Genomic DNA, 16,705 nt, shown 5'->3' with positions numbered 1-16,705 from the left:
CTGTGTCCTGAGACCCCGTGATCAAGTCACGGGGTGACACTAAACCATTTACGCCGGTTTCTTCTCTAATTTCGCTTTATTCTCTTCAATTAGCTTCATCGCATCATCTAAGCTTAAATTTAGAAAATCATATTTTTTTTGCACTGAAATAAATTTACCCATATATTTTATGTAAGGACCGAATTTACCGTATCCTATCATAATTTCCTCGTCGCTATCTTTATGAATACCTATTTTTAGCGGTAAGCTTAGAAGCTTTAATGCTATATCAAGTGTAATATCATTTTGGTTCAAGCTAGCAGGCACGGGGCTACGTTTTGGCTTTACTTTGCCTTCTTGTTCGCCAAGTTGAATATAAGGTCCGTAAGGTCCTTTTTTCAGATATATTTCTACTCCGTTTTTATCCGTACCTAAAACTTTATTCTCATTAGGCATAGCGGCAGGCTCGCCTTCATTCTCGTTGTTATCGTTACCGCTAACAATAGATTTTCTAAAAGTACATCCAGGGTAATTACTACATGCTAAAAACGCTCCGAACTTACTAAGCTTTAAGCTAAGTTCGCCCGTGTTACATGAAGGACAAACTTTAGATTCTTTATTCTCACCGAACAGGTGATAATCAAGGGCTTTCTGTACATAGCTAATAATCTCGGTTATTTTCTGCTCGTTTACTGATTCAATATTATGGTTAAAACCGCTCCAAAAATTATTTAAAGCAGCTTTCCATTCAAGTTTGCCGGCTGCTATTGCGTCTAATTCGTTTTCAAGTCCTGCAGTAAAATCATATTCAACATATTTTTTGAAGAAACCGACTAAAAATACCGTTACCAAACGTCCAAGCTCTTCAGGTATAAATCGTTTTTTCTCAAGAGCAACATATTTTCGATCTTGTAAAACCGATAAAATACTAGCATAGGTCGAAGGACGACCGATCCCAAGCTCTTCAAGTTTTTTCACTAAACTTGCTTCTGAATATCTTGGAGGCGGTTCAGTAAAATGTTGATTTGGAATAACTTTTTTAGTTTTAAGCGGCTCTTGTTCTTTTAAAGGCGGCAGCATTTTATTTTCTTCTTCAGTTTTATCGTCCATACTTTCACGATAAACCTTATAAAATCCGTCAAAGGCTATAGTCGATCCGTTTGCTTTTGCCAAATATTCTTTATTTTCCGAAGCTAAATTTGCAACTACCAAATCCATTATAACATTTTCCATTTGGCATGCTATAGTTCTTTTCCAAATCAACTCATAAAGCTTATAATAATCCTTTTCTAGCTTTTCTTTTAAGCTATCAGGAGTATAAGTAATATTTGTTGGTCTTATTGCTTCATGAGCTTCTTGAGCATTTTTTACTTTGGATTTATAAATTATAGGGCTAGTTGGTAAATATTTATCGCCGTAACTTTTATCGATTAACTTACGTATATCTGCTATTGCATCATTTGATAATGTAACGCCGTCGGTTCTCATATAAGTAATAAGCCCTATAGTGTCCTTACCTATATCAACACCCTCATAAAGTTTTTGTGCTATTTGCATAGTCTTTTTAGCACTAAAACCTAATTTTCTTGCTGCTTCTTGTTGTAGTGATGAAGTAATAAAAGGAGGTTGTGGTTGACGTTTTTGTTGTTTTTTTTCTATCTTATCAACATGAAATTTTTGAGATTTTAATTTTTCGGTTAAATCTTTGGCGTTTTTTTCGTTAATAATTGAGAATTTTTCTAACTTCTGATCGTTTACGTGAGTCAATTTAGCAGTAAATAGTTCGTTATTACTATTTTGCATTTTAAGGCTAATATCCCAATATTCTTCTGACTTAAAACGCTCTATTTCATCTTCTCGCTCACATATTAATCGCAGAGCCACGGACTGCACACGTCCTGCCGATTTACATCCCGGTAACTTACGCCATAAAAGAGGTGAAAGGGTAAAGCCGACTAAATAGTCTAGAGCTCTTCTTGCTTGTTGGGCATTTACTAAGTTATTGTCAAGTTTCCTAGGGTTTTCAACGGCATGAATAATTGCTTTTTTAGTGATTTCGTTAAATGCTATCCTTTTGAAAAAATCATCGGATTTAACTTGATTCTTTTCTTTTATTACCTCTGCAACATGCCATGAGATAGATTCACCCTCACGATCAGGATCGGTTGCAAGATATACTGCATCAGCTTTTTTAGCATCTTTAACTATAGCATCTACATATTTACCGGCTTTATCGGAAATATCATATTTCATTGCAAAATTTTCATCAGGTAACACCGAGCCTTTTTTAGAAGGTAAATCTCTAATATGACCGAATGATGCAATGACCTTAAACTCATCACCTAAATATTTATTTATCGTTTTTGCCTTTGCCGGCGATTCTACTATTACTAATTTCATCTACTTATTATAAACTAATGATATTTTATTACCGGCGTGACGCATTACTGTCCCGGCGAGTTCTAATTCTAATATTACCGTATATATGATAGGAAGCGGTAATTCTATTTCTTTTGGTAAATATTCCAAGTCTATGGGTACTGCCGATAATAATTCCAATATAGCAAGCAGTACGCTCCTTTTGTGACGGTTCTTTAACATATCTCGTATTTACTTACTGTTCCTAGCTCAACAAAATCCTTAAATAATCCATCATCTTTTTTCATAAATTCTTCATATTGTGGTAAATTAGCTACAATATAGTCTACTGATTCCACTAAATATGTTCCATCTCTAATCAATTTATTTGTACCTTAACATCTTGGATCTAAAGGAAAGCCGGGAACGGCAAATATTTCCCTATTTTGTTCAAGTGCAAATTTTGCAGTTATTAATGAATCGGATTTTAAGCTTGCTTCTACTACCACTACTCCTAAGGCTAGTCCCGATATTATCCTGTTACGCTGTGGGAAATGTTTTCCAAGCGGGGTAAAGCCGATAGGTAACTCAGCTAATATTAAACCTTCTTCTGCTAAATTTTCAAATAGTTTTTTATTTTCCGGTGGATATATATGATCAATACCGCCTGCAATAACTCCGATAGTTTGAGAAATTGCAGCTTGATGTACGTTGCTATCTATTCCTCGTGCTAACCCTGAAACGGTTATATAACCTTCTTTTACTAAATCATTTGCAATTTTATGCGCAAAGCTTTTTCCGTTTGCAGCAGCGTTTTTGTGCCTACTATTGCAACGCATTTATTATGATTTAATAACTCTATATTACCTTTATAGCTTAATATTGGCAGTGGATCATAAATTTCAAGTAATAATTTTGATATTCCGGAGATTTATATGTGATGATCTTAGCATTGTCTTTTTCGAGAAGCTCTCACTCTTTTTCAGCATCGCTTTTACTGAAAATTTTAATTGGTTTTGACTTTCCGCCTCGCAATGAAAAATCCGGAACGTTATCTATGGCAGTTGCTACATCACCAAATAATTTAATTAAACTAAAGAAAGTTTTAGGACCGATATTTCACTCCTAATAAGACGTAAAATATTAATTGTTTCAATATTATAAGATATTTTAGGAGCAGAAAATAATTCTTTCAACATTATTTAGGGTTATTTGATATTGCGTTAGTGCTGTATGTCATTCCTGCCTAGTCGGGAATCCAGTCAAGCATATAAAAATTTGTGTTTTTATATGTTTATTTTGTTAAATATGTAATTGTTTATCAATGTTAAGGTTATTTTTTGCTGGATTCCCGCTTTCGCGGGAATGACGTCGAACCATGCAACAACACTAGACAAGTCACGGTAGGACAGTTTTCCACTTTAATAACACAGTAGTAATATAATTACAGCTTCTCTGCATGTGAGCTTAAATAATGTGCTATACCTTCATGTGATGGGGTAATTGCTTCCTCACCTTTATGCCAGCCGGCAGGACAAACTTCACCGTGCTTTTGATGATGAGTTAAAGCATCGATTACTTTTAATGTATAATTAATATCACGACCGATAGGTAAGTCGTTAACTAGCATGTGACGTACTATGAAATTCTTATCGATTAAAAAAGTGCCACGCAAAGCAACACCGTCTTCATTAAGTACATTATATTTTGAAGAAATATCCTTTTTTATATCGGAAACCATGGGGAATTGTACTTGTCCAAGCCCGCCTTTATTATGCGGAGTATTTTTCCAAGCTAAATGGCTAAAATGAGAATCAACGCTAACAGCTACTACTTTAGTACGTCTTTCGGTAAATTCACCAAGCTTATTGTGAAATGCTATAATTTCCGATGGACAAACAAAAGTAAAATCTAGGGGATAAAAAAATAACACTATATTATCCCCTGCAGCATAATCGCTAAGTTTAAACTTATCGTCTATATTATTATTAGGCATAATAGCTTGGGCTGTAAAATCCGGAGCAGTTTTGCCGACAAATACTGACATATTCATAACCTTTTATTAATTAATAATCTGATATGATATATAAAACTAATTATTATTACAATAATAAATCGTCATAAATTGCTACTTATCTATTTTTGTTCCCGAAGAAGCTTTTAATTGGTTAAATATAGTTAATGCTCCGGTTATAAAACTACTCGGTTCTGAAAGATTTGCGGGTAAAATTACGGTGTTGGTATCTTTAGCCAAATTACCGAACGCACTAATATATTGCTCGGCTATTTTAAGAGCTACTGCATCACTTCCTCCCGTTTTTTGTACGGCAGTTGCGACAATCTCAATACTATTTGCCGTAGCGGTAGCGACTAAGCCTATTGCTTCAGCTTCACCTTTTGCCCTGTTAACTTGATCTGTATAAGAAGCTTCTGAATTCAGTACGATTTGTGCTTTTTCACCTTCTGCATGGTTAATTTTTGCTTGTCTATTACCTTCCGACTCTAGAATTTGAGCTCTTTTTTGACGCTCTGCCGCTACCTGCAATTCCATAGCTTTGAGTATAGTTTGCGGAGGTTGAATATCTTTAATTTCATAACGCATACATTGTATGCCCCAATTTATAGCAGCCTGATTAATAGCTGCTACAATTGCTACGTTTAAAGTTTCGCGCTCTTCAAAAGTTCTATCTAAAGGGAGTTTACCGATTTCCGAACGCATAGTAGTTTGAGCAAGCTGTGTTATGGCATAGTAAGGATTATTAACACCATAAGATGCTGCCATTGGATCAATGATCTTAACATATAAAACACCGTCTATAGATAATGTTACGTTATCGTTTGAAATAGCTGTTTGAGCGGTAACGTCTATTGCTTCTTCTTTTAAAGTATGTTTGTATGCTACTCTCTGAATAACAGGGATGAGTAAATTTAAGCCAGGTTGCAGTACCTTATCGAATTTTCCAAGTTTTTCTACTACCCATGCTTGTTGTTGCGGTACAACTTTAACCATTTGTATTATAACTAAAATCGCTATAATACTGAAAATTAATAATGCATATTCCATAATTCAATACCTTTTTTATTTTCACTCTATATTATTTTTAATTATAAAAAAAGGATTTAAGTTAAACGGTACTTAATTATATATTTTTTTATCACTAAAATGGGTTTTAATTACTTTGAGTAAAGAAAGAATGCTTGAATATTCTTCAAGTTGTTCATTTACATTTTTTATCTCATTTAAAGCGCTATTAAAATCTTTCTGCAATAAATACGTTTCAGCAGCTTTATTTTGTTCTAGTGTTTTAAGTAAAATACTTTGTAAAAATCTATAATAATAGTCGTCTAGTTTATGTATATCAGACATAATAATAAATCATATAATTATTGAGTTCTTAATTTATATATAAATTTTTTAATAATTCAATAATTTTTAACTAGATTTACATATACTTAAGTCTTTATCTATTATTTCGGAATCTATATTTAAACAGTCAAGGATTGAATGAAATACATAATCATGGCTAATTTCGGTATTAGCATAATTTTTAATTGAAGATACTGATTTAGGATATTTGGCTTGAAAAGCATCTGATACCCAAACTATAAGAGGTACGGTTATTTGTTCTGCAAGTAGTGGACCACCGTGACCGTAATAACCATTTTCTCCGAGAGATTCGCCGTGATCAGATACATATAATAAAAATGCATTTTTATCTTTAAGCAAATCTATTAAATTAGATAAAAAAAAATCGGTATATAAAATAGAGTTATCATAACTGTTAACTAAAGCAAGCTTATCGCAATCACTTGCATCGCCCTTAACCTTAATAGGACAGGTAGGGGTAAAATACTCAAACTCTTTTGGATATCTCGCATTATAGTTCCAATGGCTGCCGGAAGTGTGAACTACTAAAAATTGTTTCTCTGAGTTTGTTATTATTTCTTTTATAAAAGGCAATATTTTTTCATCATGATCATTTAAAGAAAATAGGGCAGAGCCGCCCGGTACTATAGTAAAATTAACGTCATTATATATATTACTGAGGTCAAAATTTGCAAAACTCCTCATTAAAGTTTGAGTACCGATCCAGGTAGTATTAAAGCCAAGATTTGTTAAAATTGATAAAAAGCTGTTTTCTTGTCTACTATTTTCAATTTGACTTGCAGGATAACGTGAAAGTAACGACGGTACGGAAAGATAGGTAAGGTTAGAAGAAGATTTAGCTTTGAAAGAAATTAGGTTTTGAGTAGTCTTTAAGTAAGGAGTCGTATCTCTTTCATAACCGTTAATACCGAAATGATCAAATCTTGCTGATTCTCCTATAACTAAAACACCGATAATATCTTTATCTGACTTATCTATAAAGTTATATTGTTTGCTAATATCTATACATGCATAATTTTTTTCACCGAAATTTCCGGCAAAATTAAGGTAGCTATTATGTAAATACTGAATGGGAAAATAATTTTTTAGTATCTTAAATGAAGGAGTAATAATATTATATACAAAAATAAGTAAGCAAGCGGCAGATAATAGTTTTGTTACGAATGATTTAGAATTTTCGGCGGCAAAAGATTTGAGAGTATAAAAACAGGTAAAAAGGCAAAAAATTATCCATATTATTAACTTAATGCTGGTTAATTCATAAACTTCGTTTAAATCAGTTGAGAAAAAACTACCTATTACTTGTTTAGTGGGATTGATTTTGAAGAAATAAATGTAATAACTAGCAATAGCGGATGTTATAAATAAAAACCCCACGCCGATTTTTAACACTAATCTATGTACGCTAAGACCGAAAAATGCTATAAAAGAAAATATATAAATATAGCAAAAATCTTTTGATAACTCTAATATCCCTCTAAAGATTGTTGCTTTATAATAATCAAATTTATAAATCAATATTGCGGTATTAAATAATAAACAATAAATAAAGGCTAAAATCGCCGATAATTTAATTAATTTCGTATCTAAATGTTTCTGAATAGTTTTTAGCATAAATAATAATTAATAAAGTAATTTTTATAACTATCATGATCATAAAAAATCTTCAAGAATTTTATCGGCTTTTAATACCAAATGCTCCGCTTATCGCTATTGATTACGGAAGCAAAAAATTAGGAATCGCATTATCTAATCAAGAACGTAGTATTGCTATGCCTTTAAATACTATAACCGAGATAAATAAAAAAATTGTTATTACTTCCTTACTTAATATCATTGAGAAATATAAAGTTTGTGGTGTTATAATAGGTCTACCGATTGATATGAGCGGAGCAGTAACGGAGCAAACAAATATAGTGATGAAATTTGCTGAAGAGCTAGCAAAATCTATAAACTTGCCTATATATTTACAAGATGAAAGATTAACTACCAAAGCTGCAGATAATTTTCTTAAATCGTTTGGAGTGAACAGAAAAGACCGTAATAATAACGATGATGCAGTAGCTGCTAGTATGATTCTTGAAACCGTGCTTGATTCTATAAAAAATATTTAATTAGGAAAGAATTGAGGAGTTGTTGCATGGATCGAAAAACCTACTCAATGTCATCCCCACGAAAGCGGGGATCCAGCAAAATAACTTCAATATTGATATAGAAGTGGCATATTTGACAAAATAAACCTATAAAAACTTGTTTTTATAGGTTTTACTGGATTCCCGCCTACGCGGGAATGACATAAAACGGTCCATGCAACAAAGCCCAGAATAAATTACCTCCTATTTCACCGGGACAAATTTTACTAGCAGAATTTATGGAACCTATGGGGATTAGTCAAAGCAAACTTGCTCGTGATATTGATGTACCCGTTACTAGGATCAATAATATAATTAAGCATCATCGTTCAATTGCCGATGATACAGCCCTTCGTTTGGGTAAGTATTTTAATATTAATCCTCGTTGGTGGATGAATATGCAAGACCAATATGATTTAGAGCTTGCAGAAGATGAAGGTTGGAAAATTACAGAAGATAGAATAAGAACCTTTTCTATGGCAAGTTAATTATTTATAATTCAATATTGTTACGCACTCAAAACACTATTGTAAAGATATATTATTTATGATAGAACCGATTCGGTAAAAATAAATAAAATATACTATGAAAACATTAATTTTAGGTGTTACCGGTATGCTAGGTAATAGCATATTCAGGTTTTTAAGTAGTGATAAAAAATTTGATATTTTTGCGACAGCCCGAAATAATTCAGCTCGTTCTTACTTTTCTAAGGATTTATCCGATAAATTAATTACAAATGTAGATGTTGAGAACCATGATGCGTTAGTTGAGGTATTGAATCACACAAAACCCGATATAGTAATAAATTGTATAGGGCTTGTAAAACAATTGGCAGATGCTAATGACCCTTTAAAAGCATTACCGATAAATAGTTTGCTGCCTCATAGGCTAGCTAATTTATGTAAACTAGCTAATTCAAGGTTAATCCATATTAGTACTGATTGTGTGTTTTCAGGAAAAAAAGGTAATTATAAGGAAAGCGATTTTTCTGACTGTTATGATCTTTACGGTCGTTCAAAATTTCTTGGTGAGGTAGATTATCCGCATACTATCACATTGCGTACTTCCATTATAGGTCATGAGCTAGCAGGCAATAGAAGCTTAATCAATTGGTTTTTAAGTGCAGAAGGTTCAGTGAAAGGGTTTGAGAAAGCTATTTATTCAGGATTCCCGACAGTAGAGCTTGCAAGAATAATAAGGGATTTTGTGTTACCTAATAAAGAGTTGCACGGGCTTTATCATGTTGCCTCAAAACCGATTAATAAGTTAGAATTGTTAAAATTAGTAGCAGAAATATATAATAAAGAAATCGATATTATTTCATCAGATGAGCTTGTAATAGATCGTTCACTAGATAGCACTCGTTTTAATGAGGTGACAGGATATACGCCTCCTGAATGGCGTGAGCTTGTAAAGCGTATGTGTGAGTTTAAGTAAATTGTCATTGCGAATATAGGCTTGTACACGGAATCCAGCATAAAGTGAGATAAATCGAGCTTTTTATGTTTGTATTTTTTATAGCTGGACCCTGTGGACAAGCCACAGAATGACTACCTTAGAGTGTTCCTCGATTGACACAAGAATGAATAATAACAAAATAGGTATTTATATATAATGTTTGTAGATAAAACTTTAATGATTACAGGAGGCACCGGTTCGTTTGGTAATGCGGTGCTTTCTCGTTTTCTTAAATCCGATATTATTAACGATATTAAGGAAATTCGTATTTTCAGTAGAGATGAAAAAAAGCAAGAGGATATGCGTATTGCTTTAAATAATCCGAAACTTAAATTCTATATCGGGGACGTACGCAATTATAAAAGTATTGATGAGGCAATGCACGGTGTAGATTATGTATTCCATGCCGCTGCTTTAAAGCAGGTTCCGACTTGTGAATTTTATCCTATAGAAGCAATAAATACTAACGTCTTAGGTGCTGAAAATGTTTTAAGTGCTGCTATTAATAACAAAGTTACAAAAGTTATTGTACTGAGTACCGATAAGGCTGTATATCCAATTAATGCAATGGGATTATCTAAAGCATTAATGGAAAAGTTAGCAATAGCAAAAGCACGTATGCGTTCTCCAGGTGAGACTGTGCTTTGCGTCACTAGATACGGTAACGTTATGGCTTCTAGAGGTTCGGTCATTCCTCTTTTTATCAATCAAATAAAACAAGGTAAGGAATTAACTATTACAGAACCGTCAATGACACGTTTTTTAATGTCGCTTGTAGATTCGGTGGATTTAGTTTTATATGCGTTTGAGCATGGTCATCAGGGTGATATTTTCGTACAAAAATCTCCGGCAAGCACAATTGAAGTACTCGCAAAAGCGTTACAAGATATATTCGATAGTAAAAATGAAATACGTTTTATCGGTACACGTCACGGCGAAAAACATTACGAATCATTAGTATCATCAGAAGAAATGGCAAAAGCTGATGATTTAAGGGATTATTACCGTATTCCTATGGACGGGCGCGATCTTAATTATGCAAAATATTTTGTTGAAGGTGAAAAGAAAGTAGCACTTTTAGAGGATTACACTTCCCATAATACAAAACGTTTAAATTTAGAAGAAGTAAAAGAGTTATTACTGACTCTTGATTACGTACAAGAGGAGCTAAAAAATGCTTAAGGTAATGACGATTGTCGGTACTCGTCCTGAACTTATTAAACTATGCTGTGTGATTTCCGAGTTTGATAAATATACTCATCACATACTAGTTCACACCGGTCAAAATTATGCATATGAATTACATCAGGTTTTTTTTGATGATATGGGAATTAGAAAACCCGATTATTTCTTAGAAGTAGCAGCAGATAATACGGCAAAATCTATCGGGCTTATTATCGAAAAAGTTGATGAAGTACTTGAGAAAGAAAAGCCCGACGCCGTTTTATTTTACGGTGATACTAATTCATGTTTATCGGCAATTGCTGCTAAACGCCGTAAAATTCCGATTTTTCATATGGAAGCGGGAAATCGTTGTTTTGATCAGCGTGTACCTGAAGAAATAAACCGTAAAATCATTGATCATATTAGTGACGTTAACATTACGTTAACCGAGCATGCAAGACGTTATTTAATGTTCGAAGGTTTACCGCCTGAGCTTATTTTTAAATCAGGTTCGCATATGCCTGAGGTCCTTGATCGCTTTATGCCTAAAATATTAAAGTCTGATATTTTAGATAAATTGTTACTTACCACAAAGCAATATTTCTTAATTAGCTCACATCGTGAGGAAAATGTTGATGTCAAAAATAATCTGAAAGAATTACTAAGTAGTTTACAAACGCTTATTAAAGAGTATAATTTTCCTGTAATCTTCTCAACACACCCAAGGACTAAAAAAAGGCTTGAGGATTTAGAGGAGTTTAAAGAACTTGGCGATAAAATAAGATTTTTGCCGGCCTTCGGGTTTACGGACTACGTCAAACTTCAGATGAATGCATTTTGTATTTTATCCGATAGCGGTACTATCACTGAAGAGGCATCTATACTTAATTTACCTGCTTTAAATATTCGAGAAGCACATGAACGTCCTGAAGGTATGGACGCCGGAACGCTTATTATGTCGGGTTTTAAGGCTGAACGGGTACTACAATCGGTGAAAGCTATTACAGAAGAACACGAGAATAATAAACGCTTGCAAGATATCGTGCCGGATTATGCAGAAGCAGGACTTGTATCAAAGAAAATATTACGTATAGTTTTAAGTTATGTGGATTATGTTAACCATACAGTATGGTTTAAAAAGTAATCCTATTCATTGTTATCATATCAAAAACATGAAATTCTTTAAATTAATAAAACTTAACACTTTATTTTTAAGTGTTTTTTTACTAATAACTTTTATATCTTCTTTTTGCTATTCCAAAGAAAATTCTTATAAAAAAATAGTTTTTCTTGTTAGTACAGAGACATTCGGCGGCAAAGGCGTATACGCAATGTATAATGAGATGAAAAAAATAGGTCATGATGTCAAAATTGTAATAGTACCTCATCCTCATCCCAATATTCAAGGAAGAATAGATACCGGGTTTATTAGTAAATTTGATACACAAGATGTGATATATCCATGCGGTAAGTATGCTTCTTATTCAAATGTTAATACAAAATGTGAAATTTCTGAACTAAAAAATTATCAGCCGGATTTTATCTTTACGCAAAATCCTTACGAAAATTTTCAGGGCTATATATCAGAACCTTTTACGGCTGCTAATTTGTACAAGAGCTTTAGAGGAACTAAAACAAAAATTATGTATATAGTCTATGGTCCGCATATCTTTCATCAAAAAAATATTGATGATGATAAGTTATCAAGTTGCATAGAGACGGTATTTGTTGATTCAGAAAGTACAAAGGATATCTTTATTAGTAATTATAAATTTCCTAAGGATAGAGTTATTGTTTCAGGTTATCAACCATACTATGAAGTAAGAAATTATAATATTAAAGAAAAACCAAACTCGGAAACCATTTTATGGCTTCCTAGATGGGAATTATCATTTAAAAATAGAGATTTATATGAAGGAGGTTCTACTTTCTTAAATTATCACTATTTTTTCTATAATTATGCATTACAACATCCTAATATTCATTTTATTATAAGACCGCATGTTACACTATTTACCTATGCGGTCGGTAAAAATTACTTAAGCCAAAGTGATATGGATAATATATTAAGTAGATTTAACTCTTTAAAGAATGTTACTGTTTCTGCACATGCATTCAGGTCGTTACTGGATGATATAATGGTGTCAGATATTGTAATAAGTGACGGTACTTCATCTCTTGCTGAAGTAGTAGTTGCCGATAAGCCTATAATTTACTTAAGTAATGGTTGGAATAATGAATTTAATAGCAATGCTCTATCTAAAGAATTAAAAAAATATATGTATTTTGCTTATGAGCCGCAAGATATTATTAACTATATAGAATTTATTAAGCAAAATCATTATTTACCTTATTATGAAAATAGTAGTGGCAGAAATCAATTTAAAAAGATGCTTGATCCTGTAGAAAACCCTGCTGCATTTATCGCCGAATATTTATTAAAATTATAATAGTTTAAATAATTTATGTTAGAAGAAATGTATAATGATGGAGAAAGATTAATTCTTGGGGAAACTTATGATGTTTTAGAGGTAATGCGTCATAGAAGCCGATATACTTAATAGTCCATTAATGCTAAATCAAAAAATAAAAATTTTAGATATAGGTTGTGGAACGGGACACGGAACTTTCATGCTTAGCGATATATTAGGAGTAGAAATTACAGCAATAGATATCAGTAAAGAATCTATAATTTATGCTGAACAAAATTATGGAGCATCTAATATACAATATATTAAATCTGATTTAGTTAGTTTTATTAAAAAGGCAGGAGAATATGATTATATTGTATCACGACATGCACTTGAGCATATTGAAGATGGGTTAGTACTTAATCTTCAATATAAAAAACGATTAATAGTAAATGTACCTTTCAATGAACCGGAAGGTAATATACATCATTTAGTTAATTGAATTACTGAAAAAGACTTTGAATCATATCCGAACAAAGAATTTTTCTATGAAGGAGTAGATGGTGTAACTAACGACACGCATTCTGAAAAAAATCCTCCTAATTCTATAATCTGTATATCTAGTAACTCAGATTTAAAGCCTATAAAACAATTATTTAACTATCCAATCTCAGCTTGGACTCTGGAATTTTTAGAAAAGCTAGGTTTGCAATCCCAAGATATATTAAAACAATTGCTGCAAACTAGAGATGCATTTAAAAATAGCGAAGAGAAAAACTAAATTAAATAATACTGTAACAGAGCTAAATAATGCTTTAGAAGAAATAAAAATTCTTAAAAATAAACTAATTATTAGTGAAGAAGAAAAATCTATTTTTCTAAAGCTCTATAGAAAATTTAAACAATAAAACTAACATTTTATAAATTATTTTTAAAAGTTATGACAACTAGAAAAGATAACCCTCTAAATATTTATCATACTTTAGTTTCCATTATTATACCTGTCTATAATGGGGCTAATTATATGAAAGAAGCTATAAATAGTGCTTTAGCACAAACTTACAAAAATATTGAAATTATTGTTGTTAATGATGGTTCAAAAGATAATGGAGAGACAGAACGTGTAGCATTATCATATGGTGATAAAATACGCTATTTTCATAAAGAAAACGGAGGTTGTGGTTCGGCCTTAAATTACGGTATAAAAAACATGAAAGGGGAATATTTTTCGTGGCTTAGCCATGATGATATATATTATCCTAATAAAATCGCGCATCAAGTTGACATATTAAATAAATTAGATAATAAAGATACTATCATTTACGGTGGTTATGAATTAATCGATGAAAAAGGCAACTCTCTACGTTATATTAAACCGGATAGTGTGCTACCTATAAATAAACTTAATATTTCTTTATTACCTTTATTACGAGGATTAATACATGGTTGTTCGTTATTGATTCCTGCTAAATATTTTCATGAAGTTGGTATATTTAATGAGGCTTTACCGACAACGCAAGATTATGATTTATGGTTTAAAATTTTCCGTGTTGCCCCTATTCATTTTGACGAATCTATCCTAATTAAATCTCGTTTTCATTCAGAGCAAGGTAGTAAAAAAATATCAAATCATAACGAAGAATGTAATGTATTATGGTCATCGTTTCTTCATGAGTTAACAGAAGAAGAAATGATCAAAATGGAAGGCTCTCCTTATTTATTTTTAACTCGTACAGCTACTTTTTTATCCAATAATACTCCGTATAAAAAAGCCTGTGATTTAGCAAATACTATGGCTAAACAAGTACTAAATGATACTAAAATTAGTGTTATTATACCGGTATATAATAGAATAAATTGGGCAATTGAAGCTATAGAAAGTGTACTTATTCAAACACACAAAAATTTTGAGATACTTATAATAGATGATGGGTCGACTGATGATATATCAGAATTAACTGCAATATGCAGAAAAGATAAAAGGATAAAATATTTTCATAAAAAAAATGAAGGACCTGCTGCTGCACGTAACTTAGGTATTAAAAATGCTATAGGAAAATATATTGCTTTCCTTGATTCGGACGATTTATTTTATAAGGATAAAATAGAAATCCAATTAAAGTTTATGGAAGAAAATAATTTTATATTTTCTCATACTTCATATCAAAAAATAAATGAAAAAGGAAAATATATCGAATCTGTTCATTCCGGGCTTTTTAGTGGCAATGTTTTTCCTCAAGTCATACAAACTTGTCCAATAGCAATGCCGACAGTTATGGGAACTTTGACATTATTCCAAGAAAATTTATTTCCTGAAAATATAAGAAGCGGTGAAGATTGTTGTTTATGGATATCTATTGCTAGTAAAAACTCAATAGGCGGTATAGACAAAGAATTGTCTAAAGTACGAATTAGCGGTGGTACTAATACGTTTATGGACCCAAATAAATATTCAGTAGGTTTAATAAATATTACTTCTTATGTTCTTAATGATTCTTATTTAAGTAAATTTAGTCCGTTTACTATTAATTTGTTATTAGCAGCTGTTACACAATTAAGATTACTAGAAAATAAAAATGAAGACTATAAAAAAAGTAATATTTCTTTTTTCAAAAATAACTGTGTAATTCAAAAAATACGAACCTATTGCTTTGTGACAAAAATTTTGATTTTATTAACTATTACTTCTATAAGGCAAGAAGGAGTACGTGCAACAATCTCTAGAATACAGAGATGGCTTAAAAAGCATATATAAATAACTATTCCTCAAGTATCTTAACTTTTGAGCCGTCACCAATTTTAGTCATACCTTCGGTAACGACTAAGTCACCTGCTTTAATATCGTCCGAGATAATTTCAATTAGACCTTCTGTACGTGTACCGATTTTTACATATAATTGTTTTATCGTATAACCGTCTATTTTATAAATAAAATTACCTTGATTATTTCGTTGAATACAACTTTCAGGAACGGTTAGGTTTTTATGAGGGTTAATTATAAGCGTAACATCTACAAAGCTATTATGCAGGATTTTTGTACCCATAGGTAAAATAATTTTAGCTGTGAAAGTACCATTATCTGATAAGTAATGCGATACTGCCTCGATTGTACTTTTAATTTTTCCTGCAATTAAAACTTCAGTATCGACGCCAACTTTTTCGCTTAAAGACTCCGGCAATTCAATAAAAATACTTTGTGAGTTTTCTGTTCCGGTAATGCTAAAGAGATAGTCACCTATTTTTACTTCATCGCCGACCATAGACTTAATTACGCCTATTTTACCAGAGTAGGGTGCAGTAATTATCATATCATTATATGTTTTTAGAGCTTTGGAATAATTAAATTTTGCATCTTCAAGTTCGCTTTTTGACCTTTTATATTCCTCGTTGCTTACAAATTTTTTAGCGAATAAAGCTTCTTTTCTATTATAATCTTCTTGTTTTGTATTTAATAACGCTGCTGCTCTAGATTTAGTGGTTTCTGCTATGTTTTTATCTATAACTAGCAATATATCCCCTTTTTTTACTATTTCTCCTTGATGTGCTGAGACTTGTTCAACTACTCCGGTGGCATTGGCATAATAATCACGACTATTATCATTCCGGCATTGCCCTACAATATTAAATATGTCGTAAAGCTCGGCAATTTGTACTTTAGTTGCTTTTACTCCTGTAATTTTTTCTTCTTCCTTTTTACTTGCCATAGTAGAAAGCGAGATAAGTAAGGTAAAAAGAACAATAAGTTTTGCAGACATCATATTATACTCTAAGGTGAATAGGTGTCATCATAGTAGTTTGTCCACGGCATCTAG

General features: G+C 32.0%; 17 protein-coding genes and 2 pseudogenes. 10 read left to right on the top strand and 9 right to left on the bottom strand.

All coding sequences use genetic code 11. The annotated features are described in order from the left end of the window. Positions 1-48: 48 nt before the first annotated feature. From topA to GCO76_RS02565, 4 genes and pseudogenes are all read right to left on the bottom strand, one after another. Positions 49-2,379 carry a type I DNA topoisomerase gene (gene topA, locus GCO76_RS02580; protein WP_410956070.1) on the bottom strand — a complete coding sequence of 777 codons (2,331 nt, stop codon included), beginning with the start codon at positions 2,377-2,379 and terminating at the stop codon, positions 49-51. Then, positions 2,380-2,580 carry a DprA-like winged helix domain-containing protein gene (locus tag GCO76_RS02575; protein ID WP_209445224.1) on the bottom strand — a complete coding sequence of 67 codons (201 nt, stop codon included), beginning with the start codon at positions 2,578-2,580 and terminating at the stop codon, positions 2,380-2,382. It abuts the gene before it with no gap. Further along, the gene (locus GCO76_RS02570; RefSeq protein WP_410956069.1) at positions 2,574-2,720 is read right to left on the bottom strand and encodes a hypothetical protein; all 147 of its coding nucleotides are present in this window, start codon (positions 2,718-2,720) and stop codon (positions 2,574-2,576) included. The genes GCO76_RS02575 and GCO76_RS02570 overlap by 7 nt, the downstream gene beginning before the upstream one ends. A gap of 12 nt (positions 2,721-2,732) precedes the next feature. After that, positions 2,733-3,199, bottom strand: a pseudogene (locus GCO76_RS02565) (DNA-processing protein DprA). A 78-nt stretch (positions 3,200-3,277) separates the two neighbouring features. Here GCO76_RS02565 and GCO76_RS07925 point away from each other — a divergent pair. Beyond that, positions 3,278-3,466, top strand: a complete 189-nt coding sequence (locus GCO76_RS07925; protein ID WP_423246764.1) for a hypothetical protein — start codon at positions 3,278-3,280, stop codon at positions 3,464-3,466. A 315-nt stretch (positions 3,467-3,781) separates the two neighbouring features. On the opposite strand, the gene GCO76_RS02555 is transcribed toward GCO76_RS07925, so the two are convergent. The 4 genes from GCO76_RS02555 to GCO76_RS02540 form a co-directional block, all read right to left on the bottom strand. After that, complete coding sequence (locus tag GCO76_RS02555) at positions 3,782-4,384, bottom strand: peroxiredoxin (RefSeq protein ID WP_024704503.1); 603 nt, start codon at positions 4,382-4,384, stop codon at positions 3,782-3,784. 81 nt (positions 4,385-4,465) lie between these two features. After that, entirely contained in the window at positions 4,466-5,401 is a 936-nt protein-coding gene (locus tag GCO76_RS02550) for an SPFH domain-containing protein (RefSeq protein WP_014014149.1), read from the bottom strand. Between the two features lie 72 nt (positions 5,402-5,473). Further along, positions 5,474-5,704 carry a hypothetical protein gene (locus tag GCO76_RS02545; RefSeq protein ID WP_014120688.1) on the bottom strand — a complete coding sequence of 77 codons (231 nt, stop codon included), beginning with the start codon at positions 5,702-5,704 and terminating at the stop codon, positions 5,474-5,476. 66 nt (positions 5,705-5,770) lie between these two features. Continuing rightward, positions 5,771-7,339, bottom strand: a complete 1,569-nt coding sequence (locus GCO76_RS02540) for a phosphoethanolamine transferase (RefSeq protein WP_410956067.1) — start codon at positions 7,337-7,339, stop codon at positions 5,771-5,773. A 35-nt stretch (positions 7,340-7,374) separates the two neighbouring features. Between GCO76_RS02540 and ruvX the strand changes: the two genes are divergently transcribed. The 9 genes and pseudogenes from ruvX to GCO76_RS02495 all read left to right on the top strand — a co-directional run bounded on the left by ruvX (position 7,375) and on the right by GCO76_RS02495 (position 15,648). Next, complete coding sequence (ruvX, locus tag GCO76_RS02535) at positions 7,375-7,839, top strand: Holliday junction resolvase RuvX (RefSeq protein ID WP_410956066.1); 465 nt, start codon at positions 7,375-7,377, stop codon at positions 7,837-7,839. A 257-nt stretch (positions 7,840-8,096) separates the two neighbouring features. Beyond that, on the top strand, positions 8,097-8,345 hold the full coding sequence (locus GCO76_RS02530; protein ID WP_410956065.1) for a HigA family addiction module antitoxin: 249 nt from the start codon (positions 8,097-8,099) through the stop codon (positions 8,343-8,345). Positions 8,346-8,442: 97 nt separating this feature from the next. After that, on the top strand, positions 8,443-9,297 hold the full coding sequence (locus GCO76_RS02525; RefSeq protein ID WP_410956064.1) for a dTDP-4-dehydrorhamnose reductase family protein: 855 nt from the start codon (positions 8,443-8,445) through the stop codon (positions 9,295-9,297). A 177-nt stretch (positions 9,298-9,474) separates the two neighbouring features. After that, positions 9,475-10,500, top strand: coding sequence for a UDP-glucose 4-epimerase (capD, locus tag GCO76_RS02520; protein ID WP_014014155.1), 1,026 nt, complete (start codon positions 9,475-9,477; stop codon positions 10,498-10,500). Beyond that, positions 10,493-11,626, top strand: a complete 1,134-nt coding sequence (gene wecB, locus GCO76_RS02515) for a non-hydrolyzing UDP-N-acetylglucosamine 2-epimerase (protein WP_410956063.1) — start codon at positions 10,493-10,495, stop codon at positions 11,624-11,626. The genes capD and wecB overlap by 8 nt, the downstream gene beginning before the upstream one ends. Next, entirely contained in the window at positions 11,586-12,932 is a 1,347-nt protein-coding gene (locus GCO76_RS02510; protein ID WP_410956062.1) for a hypothetical protein, read from the top strand. The genes wecB and GCO76_RS02510 overlap by 41 nt, the downstream gene beginning before the upstream one ends. Positions 12,933-12,947: 15 nt before the next feature. Then, positions 12,948-13,395 (top strand): annotated as a pseudogene (locus GCO76_RS02505) (class I SAM-dependent methyltransferase). A gap of 247 nt (positions 13,396-13,642) precedes the next feature. Next, positions 13,643-13,801, top strand: coding sequence for a hypothetical protein (locus GCO76_RS02500; RefSeq protein ID WP_014014159.1), 159 nt, complete (start codon positions 13,643-13,645; stop codon positions 13,799-13,801). Positions 13,802-13,833: 32 nt separating this feature from the next. After that, positions 13,834-15,648: a glycosyltransferase family 2 protein gene (locus GCO76_RS02495; RefSeq protein ID WP_410956061.1), complete on the top strand. Its 1,815-nt coding sequence runs from the start codon at positions 13,834-13,836 to the stop codon at positions 15,646-15,648. A 4-nt stretch (positions 15,649-15,652) separates the two neighbouring features. On the opposite strand, the gene GCO76_RS02490 is transcribed toward GCO76_RS02495, so the two are convergent. Beyond that, positions 15,653-16,651, bottom strand: coding sequence for an efflux RND transporter periplasmic adaptor subunit (locus tag GCO76_RS02490; RefSeq protein ID WP_410956060.1), 999 nt, complete (start codon positions 16,649-16,651; stop codon positions 15,653-15,655). Between the last annotated feature and the right edge of the window lie 54 nt (positions 16,652-16,705).

Source organism: Rickettsia koreansis (assembly GCF_046532895.1).
In the GTDB taxonomy this organism is placed as follows: domain Bacteria; phylum Pseudomonadota; class Alphaproteobacteria; order Rickettsiales; family Rickettsiaceae; genus Rickettsia; species Rickettsia rickettsii.
The sequence above is the reverse complement of the archived record's forward strand: the minus strand, read 5'-3'. Positions and strand labels throughout refer to the sequence as shown.

What these genes read in the sequence shown, in the direction of transcription:
- wecB (WP_410956063.1), top strand. Translation starts at nt 10,493, where the DNA reads ATGCTTAAGGTAATGACGATTGTCGGTACTCGTCCTGAACTTATTAAA.
- GCO76_RS02525 (WP_410956064.1), top strand. Translation starts at nt 8,443, where the DNA reads ATGAAAACATTAATTTTAGGTGTTACCGGTATGCTAGGTAATAGCATA.
- ruvX (WP_410956066.1), top strand. Translation starts at nt 7,375, where the DNA reads ATGATCATAAAAAATCTTCAAGAATTTTATCGGCTTTTAATACCAAAT.
- GCO76_RS02555 (WP_024704503.1), bottom strand. Translation starts at nt 4,384, where the DNA reads ATGTCAGTATTTGTCGGCAAAACTGCTCCGGATTTTACAGCCCAAGCT.
- GCO76_RS02490 (WP_410956060.1), bottom strand. Translation starts at nt 16,651, where the DNA reads ATGATGTCTGCAAAACTTATTGTTCTTTTTACCTTACTTATCTCGCTT.
- GCO76_RS02575 (WP_209445224.1), bottom strand. Translation starts at nt 2,580, where the DNA reads ATGTTAAAGAACCGTCACAAAAGGAGCGTACTGCTTGCTATATTGGAA.
- GCO76_RS02500 (WP_014014159.1), top strand. Translation starts at nt 13,643, where the DNA reads ATGCATTTAAAAATAGCGAAGAGAAAAACTAAATTAAATAATACTGTA.
- GCO76_RS02545 (WP_014120688.1), bottom strand. Translation starts at nt 5,704, where the DNA reads ATGTCTGATATACATAAACTAGACGACTATTATTATAGATTTTTACAA.
- GCO76_RS02540 (WP_410956067.1), bottom strand. Translation starts at nt 7,339, where the DNA reads ATGCTAAAAACTATTCAGAAACATTTAGATACGAAATTAATTAAATTA.
- GCO76_RS02495 (WP_410956061.1), top strand. Translation starts at nt 13,834, where the DNA reads ATGACAACTAGAAAAGATAACCCTCTAAATATTTATCATACTTTAGTT.
- GCO76_RS02530 (WP_410956065.1), top strand. Translation starts at nt 8,097, where the DNA reads ATGGAACCTATGGGGATTAGTCAAAGCAAACTTGCTCGTGATATTGAT.
- GCO76_RS07925 (WP_423246764.1), top strand. Translation starts at nt 3,278, where the DNA reads ATGATCTTAGCATTGTCTTTTTCGAGAAGCTCTCACTCTTTTTCAGCA.
- GCO76_RS02510 (WP_410956062.1), top strand. Translation starts at nt 11,586, where the DNA reads ATGTGGATTATGTTAACCATACAGTATGGTTTAAAAAGTAATCCTATT.
- capD (WP_014014155.1), top strand. Translation starts at nt 9,475, where the DNA reads ATGTTTGTAGATAAAACTTTAATGATTACAGGAGGCACCGGTTCGTTT.
- topA (WP_410956070.1), bottom strand. Translation starts at nt 2,379, where the DNA reads ATGAAATTAGTAATAGTAGAATCGCCGGCAAAGGCAAAAACGATAAAT.
- GCO76_RS02550 (WP_014014149.1), bottom strand. Translation starts at nt 5,401, where the DNA reads ATGGAATATGCATTATTAATTTTCAGTATTATAGCGATTTTAGTTATA.